General features: G+C 43.2%; 18 protein-coding genes. 13 read left to right on the plus strand and 5 right to left on the minus strand.

The annotated features are described in order from the left end of the window. The first annotated feature begins 569 nt into the window (after positions 1 to 569). From ACAY30_RS01515 to ACAY30_RS01540, 6 genes are all read left to right on the plus strand, one after another. Complete coding sequence (locus ACAY30_RS01515) at positions 570 to 1,082, plus strand: Tn7 transposase TnsA N-terminal domain-containing protein (protein WP_290252277.1); 513 nt, start codon at positions 570 to 572, stop codon at positions 1,080 to 1,082. After that, a complete protein-coding gene (locus ACAY30_RS01520; protein WP_290252278.1) occupies positions 1,079 to 1,867 on the plus strand; it encodes a TnsA endonuclease N-terminal domain-containing protein in 789 nt (262 codons plus the stop codon). The genes ACAY30_RS01515 and ACAY30_RS01520 overlap by 4 nt, the downstream gene beginning before the upstream one ends. Further along, complete coding sequence (locus ACAY30_RS01525; protein ID WP_290252279.1) at positions 1,864 to 3,867, plus strand: hypothetical protein; 2,004 nt, start codon at positions 1,864 to 1,866, stop codon at positions 3,865 to 3,867. Before ACAY30_RS01520 ends, ACAY30_RS01525 begins: the two co-directional genes overlap by 4 nt. An 18-nt stretch (positions 3,868 to 3,885) precedes the next feature. Beyond that, a complete protein-coding gene (locus ACAY30_RS01530; protein ID WP_290252280.1) occupies positions 3,886 to 4,836 on the plus strand; it encodes a TniB family NTP-binding protein in 951 nt (316 codons plus the stop codon). Then, entirely contained in the window at positions 4,829 to 6,544 is a 1,716-nt protein-coding gene (locus ACAY30_RS01535) for a TniQ family protein (RefSeq protein ID WP_290252281.1), read from the plus strand. Before ACAY30_RS01530 ends, ACAY30_RS01535 begins: the two co-directional genes overlap by 8 nt. 386 nt (positions 6,545 to 6,930) lie before the next feature. After that, on the plus strand, positions 6,931 to 8,127 hold the full coding sequence (locus ACAY30_RS01540; protein ID WP_290252282.1) for a hypothetical protein: 1,197 nt from the start codon (positions 6,931 to 6,933) through the stop codon (positions 8,125 to 8,127). 565 nt (positions 8,128 to 8,692) lie between these two features. On the opposite strand, the gene ACAY30_RS01545 is transcribed toward ACAY30_RS01540, so the two are convergent. After that, a complete protein-coding gene (locus ACAY30_RS01545) occupies positions 8,693 to 8,842 on the minus strand; it encodes a hypothetical protein (protein ID WP_290252283.1) in 150 nt (49 codons plus the stop codon). Positions 8,843 to 10,030: 1,188 nt separating this feature from the next. On the opposite strand from ACAY30_RS01545, the gene ACAY30_RS01550 reads away from it, so the two are divergent. The 3 genes from ACAY30_RS01550 to ACAY30_RS01560 all read left to right on the plus strand — a co-directional run bounded on the left by ACAY30_RS01550 (position 10,031) and on the right by ACAY30_RS01560 (position 13,188). Beyond that, positions 10,031 to 10,303, plus strand: coding sequence for a hypothetical protein (locus ACAY30_RS01550; protein WP_290252284.1), 273 nt, complete (start codon positions 10,031 to 10,033; stop codon positions 10,301 to 10,303). A 352-nt stretch (positions 10,304 to 10,655) separates the two neighbouring features. Continuing rightward, entirely contained in the window at positions 10,656 to 11,825 is a 1,170-nt protein-coding gene (locus ACAY30_RS01555) for a MerR family transcriptional regulator (RefSeq protein WP_290252285.1), read from the plus strand. Positions 11,826 to 12,201: 376 nt separating this feature from the next. Continuing rightward, positions 12,202 to 13,188, plus strand: coding sequence for a helix-turn-helix domain-containing protein (locus tag ACAY30_RS01560; protein ID WP_290252305.1), 987 nt, complete (start codon positions 12,202 to 12,204; stop codon positions 13,186 to 13,188). Between the two features lie 32 nt (positions 13,189 to 13,220). Here the strand turns inward: ACAY30_RS01560 and ACAY30_RS01565 are convergent, their stop codons facing one another. Together ACAY30_RS01565 and ACAY30_RS01570 are read right to left on the minus strand one after the other, a co-directional pair. Next, a complete protein-coding gene (locus tag ACAY30_RS01565; protein WP_290252286.1) occupies positions 13,221 to 14,909 on the minus strand; it encodes an RluA family pseudouridine synthase in 1,689 nt (562 codons plus the stop codon). 166 nt (positions 14,910 to 15,075) lie between these two features. Beyond that, a complete protein-coding gene (locus ACAY30_RS01570; protein WP_290252287.1) occupies positions 15,076 to 15,450 on the minus strand; it encodes a VOC family protein in 375 nt (124 codons plus the stop codon). 285 nt (positions 15,451 to 15,735) lie between these two features. On the opposite strand from ACAY30_RS01570, the gene ACAY30_RS01575 reads away from it, so the two are divergent. From ACAY30_RS01575 to ACAY30_RS01590, 4 genes are read left to right on the plus strand one after another with little or no spacing between them, the layout of a single operon-like run. Beyond that, positions 15,736 to 16,845, plus strand: coding sequence for an MBL fold metallo-hydrolase (locus tag ACAY30_RS01575; RefSeq protein WP_290252288.1), 1,110 nt, complete (start codon positions 15,736 to 15,738; stop codon positions 16,843 to 16,845). 4 nt (positions 16,846 to 16,849) lie between these two features. Next, positions 16,850 to 18,607 (plus strand): class I adenylate-forming enzyme family protein, encoded by a 1,758-nt coding sequence (locus ACAY30_RS01580; RefSeq protein ID WP_290252289.1) that lies wholly within the window; start codon positions 16,850 to 16,852, stop codon positions 18,605 to 18,607. Positions 18,608 to 18,617: 10 nt separating this feature from the next. Further along, the gene (locus tag ACAY30_RS01585; protein WP_290252290.1) at positions 18,618 to 20,318 is read left to right on the plus strand and encodes an FAD-binding protein; all 1,701 of its coding nucleotides are present in this window, start codon (positions 18,618 to 18,620) and stop codon (positions 20,316 to 20,318) included. A gap of 1 nt (position 20,319) precedes the next feature. Beyond that, complete coding sequence (locus tag ACAY30_RS01590; protein ID WP_290252291.1) at positions 20,320 to 21,933, plus strand: AMP-binding protein; 1,614 nt, start codon at positions 20,320 to 20,322, stop codon at positions 21,931 to 21,933. 116 nt (positions 21,934 to 22,049) lie between these two features. Here the strand turns inward: ACAY30_RS01590 and ACAY30_RS01595 are convergent, their stop codons facing one another. Then, positions 22,050 to 23,003: a class I SAM-dependent methyltransferase gene (locus tag ACAY30_RS01595; RefSeq protein ID WP_290252292.1), complete on the minus strand. Its 954-nt coding sequence runs from the start codon at positions 23,001 to 23,003 to the stop codon at positions 22,050 to 22,052. Positions 23,004 to 23,165: 162 nt separating this feature from the next. Next, positions 23,166 to 23,687, minus strand: coding sequence for a DUF962 domain-containing protein (locus ACAY30_RS01600; RefSeq protein ID WP_290252293.1), 522 nt, complete (start codon positions 23,685 to 23,687; stop codon positions 23,166 to 23,168). Positions 23,688 to 23,970 lie beyond the last annotated feature (283 nt).

A 23,970-nucleotide genomic window follows, 5' to 3' on the forward strand; every position in this document is an offset into this window, starting at 1 on the left:
TTGCAAAGCGCAAATTATTTAAAAACAGTTGCTTGTGTTGTTTTGTGGTGTGTTTTTTGCACTTTTTTGCGGGGTTTTTAGTTTTATGGAATCGCGTTTGCAAAGCCCCGAAAAAACCTGTTTAATTCTCACAAATCTGCTTTTGCAGAGTGTTAATTAAACAAAAATAGGTGTTTTAGGGTGGGTATTATGCTTTCGAGCGTGTTTTTTAATAAAAATAATGTTTATGGCTTTTGGGGAGACGAGCAATTAGGTGAATTTTCATTAGCCCAACCTTTCAGTATTGCACATATCGACTACACTTCCAGCAAATGGCGCGAAAAGTGTGCAAATTTTTACCGTCGCTGTAGTGACACAAAAACAACAAAAAACCGCTTGATGCTTATTTGCATTGTTGTGTTTCGCAAGAACGCGGAGGGCGAGAAATGTTGTTAAAAGAGCGTGAGTTGAAATTGATGCGAAAGCTGCCACGAAAGAGCAAGCTATCTGTACTCCATCAGTTTTATTCACACAAGAACCACTGTTCGTTTCGATTTGAGAGCGCGCTCGAAGCGCACTCAGCACTATGTTTGGAGTTTGACGCTAACGTTGCGCGTTATGTGGCGCAGCCGTTTTCAGTCACTTACTCACTAAATGGCCGCAATGTGCGCTATACACCTGATTTTCTGGTGCAGCTGACTAATGGCCGCTTTAAGAGCCAAGAAATTAAGCCGAGCGAAAAGCTCGCAAGTCCCAAAAACCAGCGTAAGTTTCAAACGTTGCAAGCCTATTTTGCACAGAGCCTGCATCACCCGCTAGAGCTGGTTGACGAGAAATTCATTTATCGAGGTCACAAGGTAAATAACTTTCAGCGCCTCTATCCATATCTTCAGCGCCAGCCTAGCGCGACAGAGCTGCAAACCCTTAATGGTTTACCCTGCCAGCAATTGAGTTTTGGTGAGTTGGTAGGTCATCTTGCAGAGCACGTTCAAGAACCACTGCACAGTGCTTTGACACTGGTTGCACTTGGCTTTTTTGATTGGAATGAAACCCTTTTAATCGATGAAAATTCGACACTTACATTAAAATCGGGGGTCGCATGAGCGCTTTTGTTATTTCTGAAGGTAAAGAGATTCTTTACCATGGCAAGTTAGCCGTTATCCGTGCTTTCAAGGACAGCTTTGTTGTTATCGAAGTCAATTCACAATACATCATGCTGTCACCCGAGGACTACCACAAAAAAGTTCGAAGTGAACATATTCAAACACCTCCGATGGAGAAGAGCAAGCTATCGGTACAGCATCAGTTTTATTCACATAAGAACCACTGTTCGTTTCGATTTGAGAGCGCGCTCGAAGCGCACTCAGCACTATGTTTAGAGTTTGACGCCAACGTTGCGCGTTATGTGGCGCAGCCGTTTTCAGTCACTTACCCACTAAATGGCCGCAATGGGCGCTATACACCTGATTTTCTGGTGCAGCTGACTAATGGCCGCTTTAAGAGCCAAGAAATTAAGCCGAGCGAAAAGCTCGCAAGTCCCAAAAACCAGCGTAAGTTTCAAACTTTGCAAGCCTATTTTGCACAGAGCCTGCATCACCCGCTAGAGCTGGTTGACGAGAAGTTCATTTATCGAGGTCACAAGGTAGATAACTTTCAGCGCCTCTATCCATATCTTCAGCGCCAGCCTAGCGCGACAGAGGTGCAATCTCTTGATGGTTTACCATGCCAGCAATTGAGTTTTGGTGAGTTAGTTGGTCATCTTGCAGAACACGTTCAAGAACCACTGCACAGTGCTTTGGCACTGGTTGCACATGGCTTTTTTGAGTGGGATGAAACACTTTTAATCGATGCAAATTCGACACTTACATTAAAATTGGAGGTCGCATGAGCGCTCTTGTAATTTCGGAAGGTAAAGAGATTCTTTATCATGGCATGCTAGCCGTCATCCGTGCTTTTAAGGAAAACTTTGTTGTTATAGAACTCAATTCACGGTGCATCATGCTTTCACCTGAGAAGTACCAGAAAAAAGTTCTAAGTGAACATATTCAAACACCGCCGATGGAGGGGTGTATTGCGCCTGTAATACCGCTGACTTCTCAATCAGAGAAGCTTTCTGCGGAGCGATATGAAGCGTATGTGATGCCGCTCCGAGATCGTGAATCAAACTGCTCTCGCAGAGTCATTCGCGAAGTTATTGATAAAGTAGCACAAGAACGTGGTGATACCGGAAAGAATAAACCATCGGCAGATACAGTATATTCGTGGCTAAAAAAGGCTGAACAACTTGACTTTGACTTTGTCGCCATGGTCAACCTTAAAAAGGGAAAGCGAGGTGAGCAAGCCTCCGGAGAGGCCGTTGATTTATTCTTTGACATCATTCATCAATACTATTTCCAGCCTACCAAAGCTGAAAAGGACCAACAACAAGGTCTATCTCAAGAAGCGTGCTGGCGAAAGTATAAAGAAGCGCAAAAAAAATTAGTTAACGGGATGCCGTGTCGTGACCGCGAAAACTACAAAGGCATGGCTCGTTCAACATTTCTTGCTAAGTTTGCAAGCTTAGATCCCGTAGAAGTGTGCATTGCACGCGAAGGTTATAATGTCGCCCGCAGAAGATTCAGACAATCGAGTCAACATATAGTGGTCTCTCGTCCGCTGGAGCTTGTCCAAATTGACGCTGTTCACATTAACCTTGGTTTGTTTAACCATGCGGGTGAGTACGTAGGTATGCCCGTCGTATTCTTTGCGATTGATATTTTTACTCGAGCGATTATTGGCTACGTAATAGTCTATGCGCACTCGCGCAGAGAAGACTTAAGCTCAGCAATCGAGCTACTGAGAGTATCGATACAAGCCAAACGCAAGCCTGAGCATACTGAGCACGACTGGCCTCTATACGGTAAGCCTGAAGAAGTACGTTACGACTCTGGTATCTTTTCAGCCAAGCAGATGAGTAGCTATTTAATGCATGTTCAAATTCGTGGCCAACAAAACCCGGTAGCGTCACCGTGGTCAAACGGTATCATTGAACGCTTTAACCTCACCTTTCGAGAGCATTGTTGCAAGCGCATCGATGGATACGAGGGCAAGCGCATGCAAGGCTATAAAGATACGCAACAAGCCAAAGTCTCAGCATGTATCACAGAGACAGAATTTCGCAAGATAGTTGAGACCTTTATCTTAGATGAATATCACCAAACCGAGCACTGCGGGCTTCGTAAGGCTACACCTGCAGAGGTTGCGAGAGAGTATAAACACCTTGTACCGATGCTTGACCCTGCCTACCTAGTCAAAGTTAACACTTTCCGTGGTGTAGAAACGGAGTTCACTATCCATGCGCACAAAGGCATTGTTCGTAACAATGTTTGGTACAACGACCAAACCAAAACACGTAATATGCCTGGCAAACTTATCCGTATTTACGACAAATACCACAAAAAGTCTAAGTCAGTAAAAGTCATAGGGTTCTATTCACATGTTGATATCTCTCGCATCTCAGTTGTCGACCCTGACACCGGTGAATTGTTTGAGGTGCCGTCAACGACGTACTCAGAGCCCACATCCCTGGCACAACACAAAGCGTTGCAAATGTCGAAGGGACCATTGGATTTAACCAATGCGGTGGGCCGCCTGTCACCAAAGTTACTTATCGATGAGGATGATGAAATCGAGCAGGCAAGCTCTAGCGAGGCTGAAGCATTTGAACCATCAGATGCTAACGAGACTATGCCTGCAGAGATTCAGCTGCAGCTCGAGCAATGCATCAGCGCTAACGAGGCAGGAATGATTGCCCCACCAGAGCTCAGTGAGGATGACGCAGAAGTGGATGAGCCAGTTAAGAAAGTAACAACCGTCGTCAAAAAGAACGTTAAACGCATTAAAGTCTAAGTAGTAGGTAAAGTTATTATGAAAAAGCATGATTTAAACTCAGTCGCCCGTCAAATCGCAGAGACATACTGTCGCACGGGTAAGTATTTAAAAGCTGAGCAGTCCGTATTACATACCATGAAATACCGTGATTCTGAGCGTGGGGGTGCAATCCTATTAGGTGAGTCGGGTATTGGTAAAACAACGTTTGCGAAAACGTTTTTATCTCAGCATGCTGAAGCATCACTTTCCGAGCACGATAACAAGTTTGGTATTTATGTCGAAGTACCGGGGGGTAATCTGAAGGTTCTGTATGGTCAGATACTTCAAGAGCTGGGTGATATTGCTCCTGAAAAAGGCACGGCTGCCGATAAGAAGACTCGCATCATCAAGCTAATCAATGAGATGGATGTCAAAGTGGTGTTTGTTGATGAGGTTCAGGAGGTTCTTCCCTCAACTAAGTTATTACCCACTAGCGCTTTTGTTAAAGACTTTAAAGAAATAGCGAACAACACCAATTGCGCGTGGATACTATGCGGAACCCCCAATGCTATGGCTATTAAAGACGTTGATAAACAGCTTGCGTCACGCTTACCGAAGACAATTTTGTTACCCGTTTTCAGCTTTAAAACCCAAGAAGATAAGCTTGAATACCTTGAGTTCTTATTCGAATTTTTTGAGCACCTTCCGGTCGCAGCCCCTTACTTTAAATGCTTAAACGAGTCGATTACTGACGAGGGCTTTTCATATTTTTGCAATGTTAATTACGACAATTTACTACGCATGTTACTTGCGACCGATGGTTGCTTACGTCCATTTATGACGTTGATGCAAGACTGTTTAGATCGTTTAGAAGATGGCGAGAAAATCACTAAATCAACATTGGTTGAAGCGTACGACGAATGCTTTGAAGGTGAAGAACTTAATCCATTCAGTGCTTCAATAAGTAAAGTTAAAAAGCTGCTTATCCAGCGAGGGTTATATGCGTAATCACCCTCCGATTCGACCTCGCCCGCAAGCAGGGGAAAGCGTACAAGGCTATGTACTGCGAATCGCTGCATGCAATGGTTTCTTTGATAGCAAAATCATCTTTCAGATGCTTGATTTGAATCCAAGTGAAACTGTTTACGATGTCAAACGTGACCGTTTTCCCCAGTTTGCTTCTCGACTCGCGGTAGCCCTGCAGTTAGCACCGGAGGACTTAAAAAATCATTTTGACACCACGCATGCCCTAGATAAAAATGACTCCACGTGTGTCGTCAAAATCTCCTCAAAAAAGCTCAAGTTGTGCTCTGTTTGCATTGATGAGAAGGATGGCTACGTTAAGCATGAGTGGCAACATGGGCACATTACACATTGCAATGAACATCAGGTGATGCTTATCGACAGTTGCCCAAGTTGTCATCATCAGCTTGAGTGGAATAGCGACGTGTTTGCTGGTTGTTTCCGTTGCGGCTTACGTTGGAGCGATTACAGTCCGCTCCCCGAGGATATCCCAAGTTATCAGCGAGCTTGGCTACAATGCTTGCCGCTTGAAAAGGAGGCGTACTTAGACGCTTTATATCAAGCCGGAACGATAGTTTTGAGTCCGAGCCGCTTTAATGTGACGCCAATTGCACGTTGGGACAAAACGGTTGAAGAATCAGTAAATGTCTTCAGCAAGGCGTTTAGTTTACTCCGGTCGGCTGATAATCGCTCTCGATTATTGAAACAGTTGTATGCAGCTCTTGGGGCAACAGTACAAAATAACCTGATTAATTCGATAAAACGGTTGTTGCAACACCCTGTTGAGCAGTTGCCTTCATTGGGAGGATGTGCAGAGGGCATAGCCGAAGAGCGATGTAACGTTGAAGTATGTGACGAGTGTTTGTTGTTAGATGGTCAAGCGAGTAAGTTGCTTGCCTTAACGCCTGCGCAATTGAAAGAACTTAACCACGGCCTTGGCTTGTCATCAACGAAAGTCAAAAGCTCATACCGGTACTCTCTAATTCAGCTGCAAGAAATTTTGGATCGTCTACGTAAACAGTCAGCATCTGCAATTTGTGAATTTGACGATGATTATTTAACGCTAAATAGCATCTCAAATATATGCGCTAAATACTTATTCAACTTTGGCGATGCTCTAGCATTGTTATTACGTGAAAATGTTAATTTTCATCGTCGTAATGATGCTTCAACATTTGCTGATTTTTATGTTTCTAAATCAGAGCTTATTATGCTCTTGGCTGAGCATGAAGAGTCACAGTATGGCCGTTTATTGTCAACATCCGAGATAATGGCATACTTAGGCACCGAGCGCGTTAAAGTCACGGCTATTGCGTCTTTATTGGGCTGGGAGACAGTGCCAGTGACTCGGTCAAGTTTTCAGTATCAAGCGAAAGATGTAAAGGCGTTCACAGATAATTACGTGTTACTCGACAAGTGGTGTGATGTAGCTCTGTATGGCAAGCGTAGTTTGAACAAGTTCCTTATAGAAAATGGGTTCCAAGCGGTTGACGGTGCCGATACACCACACACCAAGTTGCACCTTTTTAATAAAACCCCTGAGTTGCTTAGCGCTATAGAAGAATTTGAGCGCGAATGGTATAAATCCAAACCTCCTCGTCATTTAAAACACCGTCTTCAACTACAGCTACAGGGTAACCATTTATTATCAGCTTCTTCTTTAGAGCTGTTTAAGCAGCGATGTGCTAGCTAAACCCGAACTTACTTACCTAATTAAAGTTGCGTAGTTGAATTACGCAACTTGCGCTTCAAACTTTAATTCTTAAAATGACCTCGCAATACATCTCAAGTGCAGCCCCGCATTAAGCGCAAGATAGTTACAATCTAGTCATTCAAGACTACCCACCTCATCTATACACTTCATTAGGAAAGTAAAAATATCGCATTATAGACTCATTCAACAGGCTTCAGCTCATATTTATCTTACATACATCAATAACCTTTACTTCATTGAAAATATAACCTTGCAAAAATCCTGTAATCAATTACGATTTTGTTACGTGCTTTTTGTAATTTGTTTATTTGATGGGATTTTAAATTATCAGTAGATTTTGTCGTGGATTTAACAAGGAGAAATCAATGAACTACAACCCTAACGAACTTAGACAAGACAAATTAACAACCAAGATTTTGGTAGAGCATGCACTCACTCAGATTAAGTCACAGCAAATTCTAGCTTTTGAACTAAATGTTCCTGAGTCAAGGATCTCTGAAGCAAAGCAAGGTAAACATGGATTTAAAACAGAAACTGCTGAAATCTTGATAGCCAAATATGGTTTACCCCAAAGCGCTTTTGGAGAATATAAAGCAGACTGCATTTATCTGGATCAACATTCAAATATTGAAGGGTTTCTTTCTCAAGAAAATGATCTCCAATTAAGTATCTTGATCGATCTTTATATTCAAAAAATGAAACTTCATTTATTCCCAGAACGTGAAGGTCAACTTGATGTGACTATTGAGGACGTTAAGGTAAATGATTTGTTATCTGATAAGCATTTTATCGAACTAGCAACGCTTGCGGTTGAACAATTCTATGAAGGAGCAGACTATGAAGAACAGACATTTAGGCTTCAATCAAACAGTTTAAGAAAATTAACTACACCTTCTGGAGACCATAATTTGCCATCTCTACTTGAACGATACTCGTTAGAAAGTGAGCTAAGTGAGAGTCAAGATAGTCTGTCTAATCTGTTATATGCGGCATACGCGATAAACGAGTGCAATAAGCGAAAGCATACTCAAGTTGTGAAATGGAACAAGACAGCAGATTTATTTCAAGATGTTCGAAGTAAAACAGAATTGAATGTCACTGGCAGAAAAATTGTTGCTGATGAATGGTTGGATGTGAAAGTTGATGTTTTTGCTAGAAACAATGTTAGAAATAAAACAATCGATACTGTCCTGACGGATATCGTGAACAATCTAGATAGGTTGACACCATCAATATTGGGCTTTAATGAGCCGTTAAATTCGATCAACGAGAAACTATCAATTAAGCTCAAATCTCTAGATGTGTTTTACAAAGAAGATTCTACATTTACCGTTATTTTAGGTGTGGAACATTCAGAGAAAATTAACCCTCATGTAAAACTAAGCGATTACAATCTAGTGCTTCATGGTATCACTCCCGATGAAATGTTACATTCGGTCACACCGCAATTACTTAATTTGCCGACGAGCAGCTATGTCTTGGATTTTGCATGGTCAGAATTTCAGGCTAAAGCATTCTTTGCAAAGAACGGAATTATGATTCCGGGGGCTATAGTGATTTAAAAGCCGCTTTTGAATGTCACTATCAAGTTAAGAGTGACAATACTTTAAAGTTTAACGCGGCCAAATCATTGTAAACTTGTTGTTTTTATTGTTTACATATTTGACACAGTAAGTTTTTATAACTCATTGTTATTATATGGAAAAACAAAAGGCGTTGAGTGTGTCGACACTTGATTTCCTTTTAGCCCCAATTAAAGTTGCGCAATAAAAGCGCAACTTTTCTTCATGTTTATTGAAGAATTGCCAAACCTATCTAATAATTTCCCTAATACGCACCTATATATTACTGCTCGTCCATAACTAAAAAGCTATTTAATATCAAAGGTTTGCATCGAATAGTGCGGGAGTTTATTTTAAGTTGGATTTTTGGCAAGAAGTTTACGTTTTAGCTGGATTATTAAAAATCTCTATTTGGATTTCTCGCCTGCAGCCCGCATTCTTACGCTGAAATAATTTACTTTTAAACTGGATTGCACATGTGTGGGTTCCAGTTTAAAAATAAATTATTCCAAGGCAATTAAATTGGGTGAAAGTTCCTAAAGACGTATCCACGCTTATTTGACCGTTACAATTCATAACCGCCGCCTAATTCGATTACCCCTCCAAACTCTTCTTCACTATGAGTATGGATTTCTACAGTTTCAAAGACGACACCACCTTTCGCTTGAAAAAATAGATCTCCTTTGGTTTTGTATGCACCTAAAATTGAAAACATATCGATATGTGCGGTGAAATGTCTGGTAGAGGTTTCACTGAACGTTAAGTCTATTCGTTAAGAGAATCAGGTGCGGTTTACCGATTGGTAAATATGTCCAAAAACCATAGATGCTCCTTGTTTTGCTCTACTTTTCTTTAGCTTTAAAAAGGTGCTTAAGATCGGCGTTGAACGCCCAGCATCCTAACAGAGCTGATGGTGTGGCAAAGGTGGCGTAGAGTACGGCGGTCATTGGTGCGCTAGTTGGTGGTCCGAAAATGGTTATGTAATTCACCTGGATTAGATAGACCAACGCAAACGGCCATGTAAGCAAAAATGCGTATATGGCTTTGATTGCATACGTGTTGCATGAGCGTTTGAGTCCAACGCTCAGTGCTAGTCCAATCACAATTGATGGTAAGAGATATAGCAAGAATTTGAATTCCATGTAGGTTTATTGTCTCGGGTTTAAATGTTCTAGGGGGTTATAGATACTATAGAGCAATTACGTCTTAAGTAATAATAGCTACCAGTTCCGTCGGGAAATTGCCATAGTTCACATGAAAACGTGTATGTTCGATTGTTTATTCCTGATGTTACTCTGTTCTCGTAACCGGTAGGTCTTCCAAGTGAGAGATTTTGGCTATTCGGTTGGCATTCGCTCGCGTTAGGGTTGGATGTTGCGTTACAGTACGCAATTGTCGCTTCGTATGTGCTGTTGACCGCTTCAAAGTAGATGTCTGATGTAACTTCAAGCAAACCCGCCACAAATAGTTCTTCGAAGCTAGTTATTGTCCCTAGCAAGGCCTCATTGATGGTTTTCATGTCTAATGAAAAGGCTGCATCGCAGGTGGCCTTGGGGGTGCTGCTCGCGTAACAGATGTCGTGGTTATTGCACGCGGATGTGTATATGAAGTCTGGAACGTCGAATTGCGATGTCCCGCAGTCATTCGCAATTCCTGAGCTAGCGGCTTGGGTTCCTGCTCCAGTGTTAATGTTTCCTCCAACTTTAAATGTTAAGCTATCAAATTGGTTTTTATAATATTGGTACGTGTCCATGGCGTCCCAAACTTCTTGGGGTACGGGGCGTGGTGGCATAGTTATTTTGGCCACCAAACTAGAGAAATTTCTCAAGTTTATTAAATTAACACTGAATTGGTCTAATATTTAATTCATTGAGTTTCGTTAGTGATAAATGGCAGGTGTACAGTGGATCTTGAAGAAAAAGATAAAGGTGTTATTGCCGTAATATTAAAGCGTTTTGAAACCGAACGCTTACCCAAAGTGAAAAAGCTGCAAGCGAAAGTCGACGCTGGTGGTGTGTTAGATGAGTACGATATAGACTTTCTAGAGCAAGTATTTGACGATGCGCATCAAGTGATGGATGTGGTTAAGCGTCACCCTGAATACAGTAAATTAGCCAAAGGTATCTTACAAATGTACAACGAGATCATGGCTAAGTCGCAGGCGAACAGCAATTAACACCAATAACTTTTAATCACCAATAGTAAGCATGACCTTTTGCTCTTGGCCGGCTGGTCTTAAAAACGTCGGTTAGGGATGGATTGTACGAGGCTTGTTTTTAATATTATGTGTTAATTTACATCGAAAATTGAGCCACAATCCAACCAACATGTATTCCAATATGCGCCAAATAGTTTCCTCAAGTTTCTGTATTAAATAAAAAATTATTGGTTTAGGCGAAACGCTGTTCACTACAAATAGTGGTTCAGTGTGAAACGCAAATAAACACTAAAGCTAATATCACATCTTGACCTGTCTATTACTTTATAGTTTACATTTGATCTCACATTTTAAATGTACGGAGTTTTATGTGTATCGTATTTCTGAATTAGCTTCATTAGTTGGTTTGTCTAGAACGGCTTTGCTTTATTACGAAAAGCTAAATTTGATCAAGGGAAAACGATTAGAAAACGGATATCGGGTATATAGCGATAGAGATGTTCAGCAAATTCGCTTGATTCAGCAGTTGCAAAGCGGTGGGCTGACTCTAGCTGAATGCAAATCATGTCTTGAGAGTAAGCTAGACAAGTCAGTACTTAGATTGCGTTATGACGAGCTTGACAATGAAATTAAGCGAAAGCAAAAGTCATTGGCTTTGTTAGCTTGTCTGCTAGGCGATAAAACGAGTAAGCCTTGGCATGAAACACTTGCCGAAATAGCACCTGATGCACATATAGACTGGTTAAAAGTTCAGGGGTTTGACGAAAAGCAAGCCCTTCGAGTTAAGTGGTTATCAAAAGATATGAACGAACATGACAAATACATGCAAGACTTTATGAGTGTTTTCGAAACACTTGAGTTTTGGGGCCCCAACAGCGAAGACGACACGACTAAAGCGTTTAATTGGCTCAACCTAAATCCTATGCGAATTTTAGAAGTAGGTTGTGGTAAAGGTAACTCTACCATTGTTATTGCCAAACTATCGAATGCTGAAATCGTGGCAACAGATAATGAGAAATTAGCCCTAGAGCAGTTGGAAGACAAAATAAAATCACATGGCTTAGATAATAGAATCACAACTGAGTGCGTTAGTATGACTGAGCTAAATTTTGCTAAGGGAGCATTTGATGTTATTTGGGCGGAGGCGTCAGCATATGTAATGGGCGTAGAGAATGCACTGTCCAAATGGAAACCTTTGTTAAAAGATGGCGGATTACTCGTCTTCAGCGATTTAGCTTGGTTGACAGACAAGCCGAGCAAAGAGTCTATCAACCACTGGAAAAGTGATTATCCAGACATCCAAACTATTGAAACTCGCAAGTTGCAAATTGCAAAGGCTGGTTATCAACTTGAGCACACATTCACTGTTTCAGAGCAAGCTTGGAAAAACTACTATGAGCCGCTTGAGGAGCGATTGCATAAGGTTGCTGCGATGATGAAAAACTCTCAAGCAATCGCAGATATTCAAAACGAGGTGAACCTTTATAAGTCGCATCTAGGTGAGTTTGGCTATCAGTTTTTTATTGCTAAAAAGCTTTAATTCAAGTCATGCTATGGTTGCTTACTTGTTGTAAGCAACCCAACCAAAGTATTGTATGTGTACCAACAGCGAATTGATGTTGATACAGAACAAATCGCCATTGCTTTTGCAATAGAGCAAACTTCATTGTCGGCTTTTCTATGTTATTGGTATTTTTTTGCTGAGCGCTATGCCGGTGTTGGTCGCATTACATGAGCTAGTACTATGTTTTTTTATGGTTTGTGGTAAATCACAAAAGTAAAAAATATTTTAATATCTTTCAATTGTTTATGTACTTTGCAACTGCTCGTTGACAAAATACCAACTGTAGTTGCTAGTGTGCAACTGCGGTATTCTATACGCTCAAAGCTCAATAAAATTAAAAAGGAAGAATCTTGTGATATTGGCAGAAAAAATCATCAGGTTAAGAAAACAGTTGGGCTGGTCTCAAGAAGAACTTGCAGAAAAAATGAGTGTATCTCGTCAGTCTATTTCAAAGTGGGAAAGTGCTAACAGTATTCCTGATCTTAACAAAATCATTGCACTGGCAAAAATCTTTGATGTATCAACAGACTTTTTATTACTCGATGAAAACGAGGTGTTGCAAAACAATGGGACTGATACAGCACCAGATACCCCCCTTATCAGCCTAGAGCAGGCAAAAGTCTATGTCGAAAGCAAATTGGCGGTATCATCTTCGGTGACTAAGGGGGCTATTTTGTGCTTGTGTAGTGCAATCCCGTTACTGTTCTTGTTGGCGATGGCGCAAGGTCAGCGCCTCAATATCACCACAAGTACGGCGGCAGCCTTTGGCATTTTGGCTTTGTTGGTCATGGTCTCCATTGCCGTGAGTTATTTTATTAAAGCCAATGACTATAAAGCTCAAACAGCTATTATAGATGAGCAACAATTTGACTTGGCCTATGGAGTTCACAGTGTGTTCAGCGAAAAGCTAAATGCATTCAAATCAATTTACCACAAAAAACTTTCTATTGGTGTTGGCCTATTTATTATCAGCCCAATGGCTTTAATATTCGCAGCTGTTTTTAGTCAAGATAACGATATTCTCATTTTAATGCTTATCGTATTAAAACTGTTTATAGCAGCCGGCTTAACACTGGTGATACCTGTGTCTACGCGATTGACAGCGTATCAAAATATTTTGGCAGATATAAAGCTAAAACATGAAAAATCGGAGCGTAATAAGAGAATAGAAAGCTTTGCATCATTTTATTGGCCTTTACTCACTGCTATTTATCTCGGTTGGAGTTTGTGGACAATGGATTGGGGGATCACTTGGATTTTATGGCCTGTTGGATCTGTCCTTTACATTGCACTTGTTGGCTTAATGGATTTACTAATCAAAGATTCGACGAGCTATTAGGCTATCAAGCAAAACAAGCGCATTTAGTTCGGCTAAAAATCAGGTTCAGCGCTAAAACTCAGTACTTGATGGCTGATCGGGTGCTTAATTTGCAAGTACTGGGCGTGTAAATGCAATCTATCGGCGGCATTTCCGTAGTGTTCATCGCCAATAATCGGCATGTTCAAGCCGAGCCTATGAGCACAGTGCACCCTTAATTGGTGAGTGCGACCGGTTTTGGGAAACAGCGACAATCGAGTTCGATTGGCTGTGCGCTCCATTACTTTGTATAGGGTATGAGCTGGTTTCCCGGTGTCAAAGCAGACCATTTGTCTCGGTCTGTCGTTAATGTCTAAGGTCAGCGGTAAGGTGATCTCCCCCTCATCGTTGGTAACGATGCCATCCACGTCGGCAATATAGTTTTTAGTGACCGTGCGGGCGATAAACTGACGTTGCAATCCCTTGTTGGCTTTTGCATTTAATGCGAGCACCATTAACCCCGACGTCGACATATCTAGGCGATGCACAATAAGTGGCCCTGTGGCGTTAGGGAAGCGCTGCTTAATACGGCTATATACGCTGTCCTCTATGGTTTTTCCCGGAACACTTAACAATCCGGATGGTTTGTTTACCACCACGATATCTTGGTCTTGGTAAATAATATCAAGCGCTTTATCTTTGCCAGGGTTTTCCAATAGCGGGTTATCATCTAAGGCCATACCGTCTAACATATGACCTAAAATGGGTTGGCACTTGCTGTAACACGAAGGGTAAAAATGTCGGTGTCGACGTACTTCAGACTTTGGCGACTCGCCCCACCAAAACTCAGCCATCACGACCGGTTTTAACTTATGGTTAAAGGCATACTGCAATAATTTGGGCGCGGCGCAGTCACCCGCTCCGGCAGGTGGTACTTTAAAGGGCGTTTCTTTAAAGATATCATTTAAATCTTTGCGCTGACCGACAATGTTTAAAAATTGGTATTGGGCAAATAACTTGCGCTGTAATTTAGCCGATAATTTACGACGCGTTTTGGCCAGCTGTTTGAGCTGGTTTTCGAGTTCGTCATAATTTTCTTGTGCCTGACTAATTCGTTGTTGCCAATAGATTTTTAAATCTCGAAGCTTTAGTTTGTCAATAACACTCTGCTGACTCAGTTGTACACAAAGTTGCTGATATTGTTGTTCATTTAATTGTTGTTTCGCTTGCTTGCGTTGTAATTTGCGCTGTTGTTTGCGCTCGCTTGCCTGCTGTTTAAACTCGTTAAGGGCGTTGTCAAAGCCGTGTTGTTGTTTTGTTAGCAACTCGGCAAGTTGCTGGCGCAGCGGGTTGTTGCTAAGGGTTTTGTAATCACTGCTTACGTTGTTGATTATTGCCAGGTCGTCTTTAAAGAAGCTGTCTTTGCTGAGCATGTCAAACACCGGTGGCACAAAGCCCCGGATTTGAGTTTGTTCTGCCAGTTTGCCAGAAAATGCCGCCAAAAAGCCCAAGCGATTATCTGGGGTTTGCACCACCAAAACGCCAAACATTTTACCGCTAGCCTGGTCTTTATCATCACTATCGCTTAAGCCAAAGTTGTGTTGCCAGTGTGTTGGTTGCTGTAATTCATGTTGCAATTGTTCGGCCGCCAATAGGGCGAGTGGGTGCGGTTGATAATAAAATGGGAAGGTAAACCGCGTTGGCAGATCATAGGTTGATACATCGCCAGTGAATGGTCTAAAACAATCGGCAGACTCTAACATGAACAAATTGCACTTAAATGATGGGTGAAAGTATTAACTCAATGCCCCGTATTGTATCACTACTGAAGTGATTTACTAATTACTAACCAACATTTACTACCGCCGCTAAAATAACGACAAATTAACCCCCCTATGCCCTGTTAACGCAAATAGACGTGGCTGATGGTTACGACACGTGTTGATCAATTAAAATGACGTTACCATCGGGGTCGGTAATGGCAAAGCTCGCTGGCCCTTGGGCGCTAGTTATATCATTTTTACTAATTTCAATGCCGTTGGCTTGCATTTGCTCACAGAGCTGACGGATGTCGGTAAAGGGGTGCTGCGGTTGAGCATTTTGATCCCAACCGGGGTTAAAGGTGAGTATGTTGTTTTCAAACATTCCGGCAAATAAGCCAATATTGGTTTCACCGTTTTTCATAATTAAAAAATTATGCGACTCGTCGCCAGCGTAAACCGAAAAGCCAAGTTTTTGATAAAAGCGTTTTGACTTTTGTAAGTCACTAACCGCCAAACTAATTGAAAAGCACCCGAGCTGCATTTAATCCTCCATTTTTCTGCGTTTTAACCTCGCACTAGGCGATTGTTTGATTGCTGTTAAGCAAGTATAGACGATGCAAAAATATTATTCCCCACCAGCGCTTGCTAACGCGTTGGACTATGCAATGGCATGGCCTTATACAGTGCGCGCGGGCATTGTCTTTAGAGCTTTTACTCTTGATTTTGAAGTGTTTTATATCGTCCTTATGGACGTATTCTAAAGTGTTTGATGACACTACATTGATGGGGCAATGTACATTAGGACAAGTTTTGGATACGGCATAAGATGACGGTAAGTGACAAGCAAACACGACGGCAGCGAAAGCAAAGAGAACGCTCTGAGCTGAAGTTTGTGTATCCGCTAACCGACCGCGAAGGTGTGCCAAACATGTTGGTGCCGGGCGTGTATATGTTGCGTCTACCTCTGCATATGGGCATATCACATGTGAATGTGTACTTGCTAGAAGACCGCGACGGTTGGTATATCGTTGATACCGGTCTGCCCAATCAGCAAACCAAACAATATTGGCAACAATTAGCCACAGATTTTTTTGTCGACAAACCGGTCAAAGCTATTCTTTGCACCCATTTTCATTACGACCACGCGGGACTTGCGCCATTTTTAAGTGAGTTGTTTTCTGCACCCGTGTCGATGACTTACGGTGAATACTACACCTTGCGCTCATTGGCGGTTGAAGACAGACAACAGCGCGTGGCAAGTCAGGTGGCATTTTTACAACAGCAAGGCTTGCCCACAAACGACGTAAACAAGATTGCCAGTGCGTGTCTTAACGATCCCTTTGTCGAGAATGTACCAAACAGTTTTGATCGCTTGTATCACGGGCAGGTGATTACCATTGGACAACGTCAATGGCAGGTGATGATAGGTCGAGGTCACTCACCGGAACACGCCTGTTTAGTCAGTCTAAGCGATAGCGAAAATCTACTGCTCGCTGGCGATCAATTATTACCAGATATCAGTTCAAATATTTTCGTTGCCGATACCGAACCGAGAGCAAATAGCTTGGCTCTGTGGTTTGACTCCTTGGCATCGTTAGCAACGTTACCCAAGGACACCTTAGTACTGCCCTCACACGGTAACGCCTTTTTAAATTTGCATGCTCGTGTTGATCAGCTTCAACAGCATCACCAACGGATGTTGGCAATAATCATTGCTAATGCGCAAAACCACACGGAGTTTAATGCGTATCAAGCAATGCAATGGTTATTTGGACCGCTTAAGCATGCTATCGATATCATGTTGGCACAAAGTGAGACCCTCGCTCACCTTAACTACCTGTTAGCCAATAATAAATTAAAACAAGTGTTAGCCAGCGGTTCAGCATCAGTTTTGCTGTATGCGACTGCCGACAACAACACAGATCAGGAGAGTTAGCATAATGGTTTTTGCAACATTGTCGTCAATCCAGCAACAATTAACCCAACCCGGTGCACCGTTCGAATTAGCGAAGGATGCGCAAACCCAGTTAACGTATTATAAAAATGCACCTCAAACGTTAGCTCAGATGTTACAAGCTGCGCGACGCGAAGACGATGACATCTTTTTAGTGTATGGTGATGATCGTTGGAGCTTTGCGCGCTTTTATGATGCGGTAGATCGCGTCGCCAGCTATCTGCAAGCACAACACGTGACACCAGGTCAGCGCGTTGCTATTGCCATGCGCAACCGCCCTGAATGGGCTGTATTTTTTGTTGCTAGCGTCTATATCGGCGCAATTCCTGCCCCGTTAAATAGTTTTGGCTTAGGTGATGAGTTATCGGCTGCAATTAACGACATTAACGCGGATGTGCTAGTGTGCGACGATGCGCGTTTAAAGCGTTTGCAAAATACTGAGCAGTGTTTGCCAAGCCAAGTAATTTGTTTATACGGTGATATGGCGGGGGACATTAGCCCTGAGATCAGCCGCCAATTGAGTCGCTCAAATCACGCAAATTCTGACCCTGACACTACAAGCGTTATTGTTGATGCCAACGAAGTGTTGCACTACGCGGATACAACATGGCAAGCACCAGATATTGATACCAATAGCCCAGCGTTAATTTTGTTTACATCTGGCGCGACAAGTCGGGCCAAAGCCGTTGAGTCATCTAATAAAGCCGTTTGCCAAGCGCTGTATAACATCAATTACATCACCGCAATATCGGCAATGAGCTCACCCGATATAGTGCAGTCTATTCAAGCCAAAGGTTTACCACCGGTAGCCCTTACCGCGGTGCCTCTATTTCACGTCAGTGGCTTGCACGCACAACTTTTAAACGGTTTGTTGTCTTCTCGCAGGTTAGTGTTTTTGCACAAATGGGACACCGATTCTGCTATTGATGTGATCGAACAAGAACAGGTTACGGTGTTTAATGGCGCACCTGCGATGATTATGCAAATGATGCGTAATAAACGATTTGTAGAAGGCAAAGCCCATCAACAGCTGGTTGGCTTGGGTTTTGGCGGTGCGGGGATACCGAAAAAGCTGATCAATAACGTGCTTGAACGCATGAGCGATAAAATGGTGGGAATCGGCTACGGTATGACCGAAACCAATGGCGCTGGCGCCGCTGGCTCGGGTGCAATTTTTAACAGCAATCCTTCAGCATCTGGGATTATTTCACCCATTATGCAAGTGCGTATTAAACGAGACGATGGCAGTGTCGCAGTCACTGGCGAGCGCGGAGAAATTCAGTTGAAGGGGGTAACCTTGATGAACGGTTACTTAGACGCTGAACACGGTTTAACCAAGGCTGTCGATAACGATGGCTGGCTAAGTACTGGCGATATTGGTTACATCGATGAAAACGACTACATCTATGTGGTCGATCGCATAAAAGACGTTATTAATCGCGCGGGTGAAAATGTCTCGGCAGCCGAAGTCGAGTGTTGCCTGCTTCATCACGAAGATGTGATTGAAGTTGGTGTTACCGGTATTCCCGATGACAACTTAGGCGAAGCTGTTGTTGCCGTAGTCAATTATCGCCAAGGCAGCAAGCTTGACGAAGACAGTTTAAAAGCCTTTTGTGCCGAGCACCTAGCCGCCTTTAAAGTGCCGTGTAAAGTGGTGTTTACCGATCAAAAATTACCGCGCAATCCGGCTGGCAAACTACTGAAATCTGAACTTAAACAACACTTTGTCAGTACCCTAGCTTAAGGACCTCGCGATGAAAACAGAATACGATGTGATTGTTATTGGTTCGGGTGCTGGCGCCTTGACCTCAGCCCTAACTGCGACTGATCAAGGACTTGATGTATTAGTTTGTGAAAAATCTGATAAGTTTGGCGGTACATCGGCGTTATCGGGTGGTGGCATTTGGATCCCCAATAATAGTTTATTTAAAAAAATGGGTGGCAAGGACAGTTTTGAAGACGCCTTAACCTACCTAAAAGCGGCGACACAAGATTCGGTAAGTGAAGAGCGATTGATTGCTTACTTAGAAAAAGCGCCCGAAATGGTGGATTACTTACACCAACACAGTCAGGTTCGCTTTGCCGTTGCAGCGCAATACCCCGATTATTATCCGCACCTACCTGGCTCATTAGCAGGCGGTCGAACACTCGATCCCGAGTTGTATGATTCGAGTAAATTAAACGGTCATTTAAGTGAGTTGCGCGAAGCCTCTCCGGCGACCTTACTCATGGGTAAAATAGGTTGGACAGCCCGCGATGCACATTTGGCTATCAGCCGTAAATTTGGCTGGCAATGGACAATGCTAAAACGCATTATTCGTTATAAGCTCGACGCCAAATGGCGTAAAAAACACAACACTAAACGCGATCGTCGGGTTGGTCTGGGAAACAGTTTGATTGCGTCATTGCGCGCTTCATTAAGCGATCGAGATGTACCAATTTGGCTTAACAGCGAGTTTGTTGAATACATTAAACAGGACAATCGTGTAACTGGGGTAGTGATTAACAAAGACGGCCAATCAGTACAACTTAGCGCACGCAAAGCGGTGATTATGGCCAGTGGTGGCTTTGAACAAAATCAGCAATTGCGGGAAAAACACTTACCGCAACCAACGTCTGTACAGTGGAGTGCAACACCACCAGGACAAAATACCGGGCAAGCACTCATCGCCGGTGAGCAAATTGACGCTGCCACCGATCTGCTTGAGTGCGCTTGGTGGTCACCCACAATGGTGGTGCCCAATGAAGACAAAGCCCGAGGCTTATTTGCCGAGCGCGCGTTTCCTGGGGCAATTGTCGTCAATGCTCAAGGTCAACGCTTTACCAATGAAGCAGGTCCCTACCTAGAGTTCGGTGAGGCCATGTACAACAATTATCAAAGTAGTGAACGCAAGCAACTTCAATCGTATGTGGTGTTTGATAGCCATTTTCGCTTTAACTACGCAATGGGGCCGCTGATGCCAGCGCAAATTATGCCCGACCGTCGTTTACCTAAAGCGTGGAAAGACAGCGTTTATTACAAAGCCGATTCTCTTGAGGCGTTAGCACTACAAATTAACGTTGACGCCAACGGACTAAAGCAAACGGTTGATAAAATTAATCAGTACGCACAAAGTGGTAATGATCAAGACTTTCAACGCGGTGGCAATGTGTTTGATCGCTACTACGGCGACCGCAACGTCAAGCCAAACCCATGTCTGGCGCCCATTGTGAAAGGGCCGTTTTATGCGATGCCGATTCAAGCCGGCGATATTGGCACCAAAGGCGGCTTGTTAACCAACGAGTACGCGCAAGTGTTATCGGCCACAACCAATGCACCTATCGAGGGTTTGTATGCTATCGGTAACTGTTCGGCAGCGGTTATGGGACGCAGTTATCCCGGTGCTGGTTCAACATTGGGGCCGGCCATGACCTTTGGTTACATTGCCGCTAACCATATTGCACAGCGTGATTAATATGCAACACAGTAGTTTACAACATCAATCGAGCAAGCAAGCAGAGTGGCGACATCCAGCTCGCACCATTGGTGAATTAGCCACTAACATACCACCTCAGTTTGCAGCGATTACCGCTCTTAAAGACGCCGACAGAGAAGTCAGTTATGCCGAACTGTCAGGGCAAATACAGCCGATCTGTAAAGCATTAATGGCATCTGGTGTGATCAAAGGTGACAGAGTGGCTATTTGGGCACCAAACAGTATTGATTGGGTGTTAATTGCGCTCGCCATTCATGCGTGTGGTGCGATATTGGTACCGATCAACACGCGCATGAAAGGCCCAGAAGTGGCTCATATACTCAATGAAAGCCAGTGCAAGGTATTGTTTTCTGTCGGTAAGTTTTTAAAGCATGACTACCCAATGCAGTTACACGGGCAGCAACTAAGTAGCCAGCCGTTAACCGTATTATTAGCAGAGCAAGTTTCTTCTGCGAAGGCGGCAGTAACGTGGTCGTCGTGGTTGAGCAGGCAAGTCGCGATAAGCGAATCGGCACTTAAACAACGCTTAGCTAGCGTTGATGAAACCGATGGCGCCGATATCCTATTTACCTCGGGAACCACGGGTAAGCCAAAAGGGGTATTGTGTTCGCACGGTGCAACGTTAAAAGCGTATCGGCAATATATAAACGCCTTGGGCTATCAGCCAGGCGAGCGCTTTTTGATTGTTAACCCATTCTTTCACGCTTTCGGTTATAAAGCCGGCTGGGTTAGCGCCTTATTAGCCGGTTGTACTATTTTACCCGAAGCGGTATTTGACGCAGAGAAAATCTTACAGCGAATCGAAACCGAGCAAGTCAATATTTTGCCAGGGCCACCTACGTTATACAGCTCATTGTTAGCCGTTGAAAACATTGGTAATGCCAATTTATCAAGTCTACGGGTCGCGGTAACGGGATCGTCGTCAGTGTCACCAACGCTAGTAGAGTCGATGTGGAAAACACTGCAGTTTGATCAGGTGGTAACCGCGTACGGGTTAACCGAATGTGGAGGCTTGGCAACCATGTGCAGAGCCGATGACTCAGCAACCACCATTGCCAATACCAGCGGTAAAGCGATTGCTGATACCCAGCTTGCCATTTTAAACGACAACGGTGACGAAGTAGCGCAGGGTGAGGTCGGGGAAATTTGTTTGCGCGGATATCATATCATGCAGGGCTATTGGCAAAATGATGTGGCAACACGAGCGGCCATTGACCAAGCCAACTGGTTGCACACCGGTGATTTAGGTTATCTCGATCAACAGGGTAATTTGTGTATTACTGGTCGCTTAAAAGACATGTATATTTGCGGTGGTTTTAATTGCTACCCCGCTGAAATAGAGGCGATAATGCAAACCCACCCGCACATCCACGACGTCGCGGTGATCGGTGTTCCAGATGAGCGCATGGGAGAAGTGGGCTGTGCCTTTGTTATTGCCAAGGGCGATTACCGTTTTGACCCAGATGAACTTATCCATTGGTGTCGTGACAATATGGCCAATTACAAAACGCCGCGTTTTATTCGTCAAGTTGATGCATTTCCGTTAAATGCGTCTAACAAAGTGTTAAAACAAGAGCTGTTCGCACGGTTTTAGCGTAACCTCTGGGTTAGCTATGGCTGGCAAGAAATTGTCGATTGGATAATAAAAAAGCAGCGACACAGGCTGCTTTTTTTGAGTATCAGGATAGCTTTTTTGATTAGACGACGCAGTTAGGCGACTTTTTTTAGTTTAATCACCCAAGCTAACAGATTGTCTTTATCATTAATTAACGTTGATGTCGACTCAACAGTTAGCCCAACTTGTTTGGCTTGTGTTTGCAGTAATTCGACATTGTTCGCGTTTAATGCTGCTTTTTTCAAGTCAGCTAAGCGCTGGACATGCGCTTTCGCTTCCACTCTAAATGCCGCCACCATAGCCAGCTTTTGCGTTAACGTTAACGAGCCACCTTGTTTAAACAGAGTCACTAATAAGCCCTGAACATTGGTATCTAAATAGCTGACTTTGTCTTCGCCTTCTAAATGACTAATTTTTTGGTTTAGTTTCTGACGCAGTTTTTCTGTCTTTGCATCGCCGCGAGGACCGGTAATGTCGAGTTGCTTAAACAGCTTAGTGACAATATCTAAAATGCCATTGCTAGCCAGTATTTTGTTGAGCAACTGAATGGTTTTATTGTTGCGCTTTAAAATAACCGATTCGCTGTGATGGGTCACTAATACAACATCGCCATTGAGCTTACAGACGCGAGAGATTTGCGCTAGCGTTTTGGCTTGGTGGCTGTATTCAAATCCGTACTGCGAGGTAACACAGTCAAACTGACCATCGTTAAATGGCAGTTGAGTTGAACACACACCCGGTAAAATGGTGACCTTATTACTGGCATCACTGTCGATATCGCTGAGGTGTTTGTTGATTAGCTCAACGTCAACCGATGCGAGGTCAGTGCCTGTGTAGTGATGATCGCGACCAAGGTCATGTGCGACTTTTGCTCCGATAAGTGGAATAGAACCATTTCCGGTCGCGATATCAAGAATATTAGCGGCCTCTTGGTATTGTGAGAAGGTCTCATGCCAAAAGTCTAAAAACGCGCCTTCGTAATTTTTTTCAAAAGCGTTACCAAAAGAGGTGATAAAACCGGTTTTCCAATATTCATCCCAGTGTTGCATGCGAGTTCCTCGTATTACTGCATATTATCGATAGAGAGCATGACATTTATATTGATATTGTCAGTGGCAAACAAGTGCTCATGTTACGTTTTGGTAGCAATTATTCAAGGTATTTTTAACGCTTTGCCGATCGGCGCAGTTAATGCCCGTTATTTAACCCACTTATGCTGTGACATTGTGGTCAATATCGGCGCGCAACGCTAATGCTTGTTCGGTCACTTTGTGCTCCAACGAGGTGAACAAACCCAGGGCAAAACAAAGTTCAGCAACCAAAAATAATGGACCGATTAACAGTTGTTTTAAATCGTCAAAAAACGCCGGTTTTGCCTTTTCGTAATAGTGACCAATAAACTGAAATATCCAACCGATAACAAAAACCAGTGCCGCCAGCCAATAGGCGTTCTCTGACGCCGCATAGCTTTGCGCGTGCAGCCAAATGGGGCCGATCAGCAAAATGGCAACGCTACCAAGTTTGACATCAAGAATCAGATAGTAAGCAAAAATTAGCACAGCGAGTAATTGCATGGCATTGGTTTTAATAGAAAAAATTTCGACAGAAAACGTAGCAAACAGCAAGGCGGCGGACCACAAAATTAACGGGATGCCAATAAAGTGAGTGATAACATTGTGCTTATTTAAGTGCACACTTTTGTAAATGCTCAATAAGCGCGGCAGTGATTTCATAGGATTTCCTAAATAACATCGCCCGACTAAACACATTGACTGTGTAATTAATCTGACTTTAACAATATTTCTCATCCTATCACATCGGCCCCTTGTATTGTCTACAATTAAGCCGATCGACAGCAATCCCATATAAAAACTAGGGTTATGTGCATTCAGCTAACAATATAGGTCATCAACGGCCGGTGATTACTGGCACAACGGCACCAATACAGCGTGGCAAGTTAGTCCATATTGACGATGAGAAGTGTGCTAAATGGTGGACAATCGAGTTAGATTCCAT

The sequence above is a fragment of the Thalassotalea ponticola genome, assembly GCF_041379045.1.
In the GTDB taxonomy this organism is placed as follows: domain Bacteria; phylum Pseudomonadota; class Gammaproteobacteria; order Enterobacterales; family Alteromonadaceae; genus Thalassotalea_A; species Thalassotalea_A ponticola.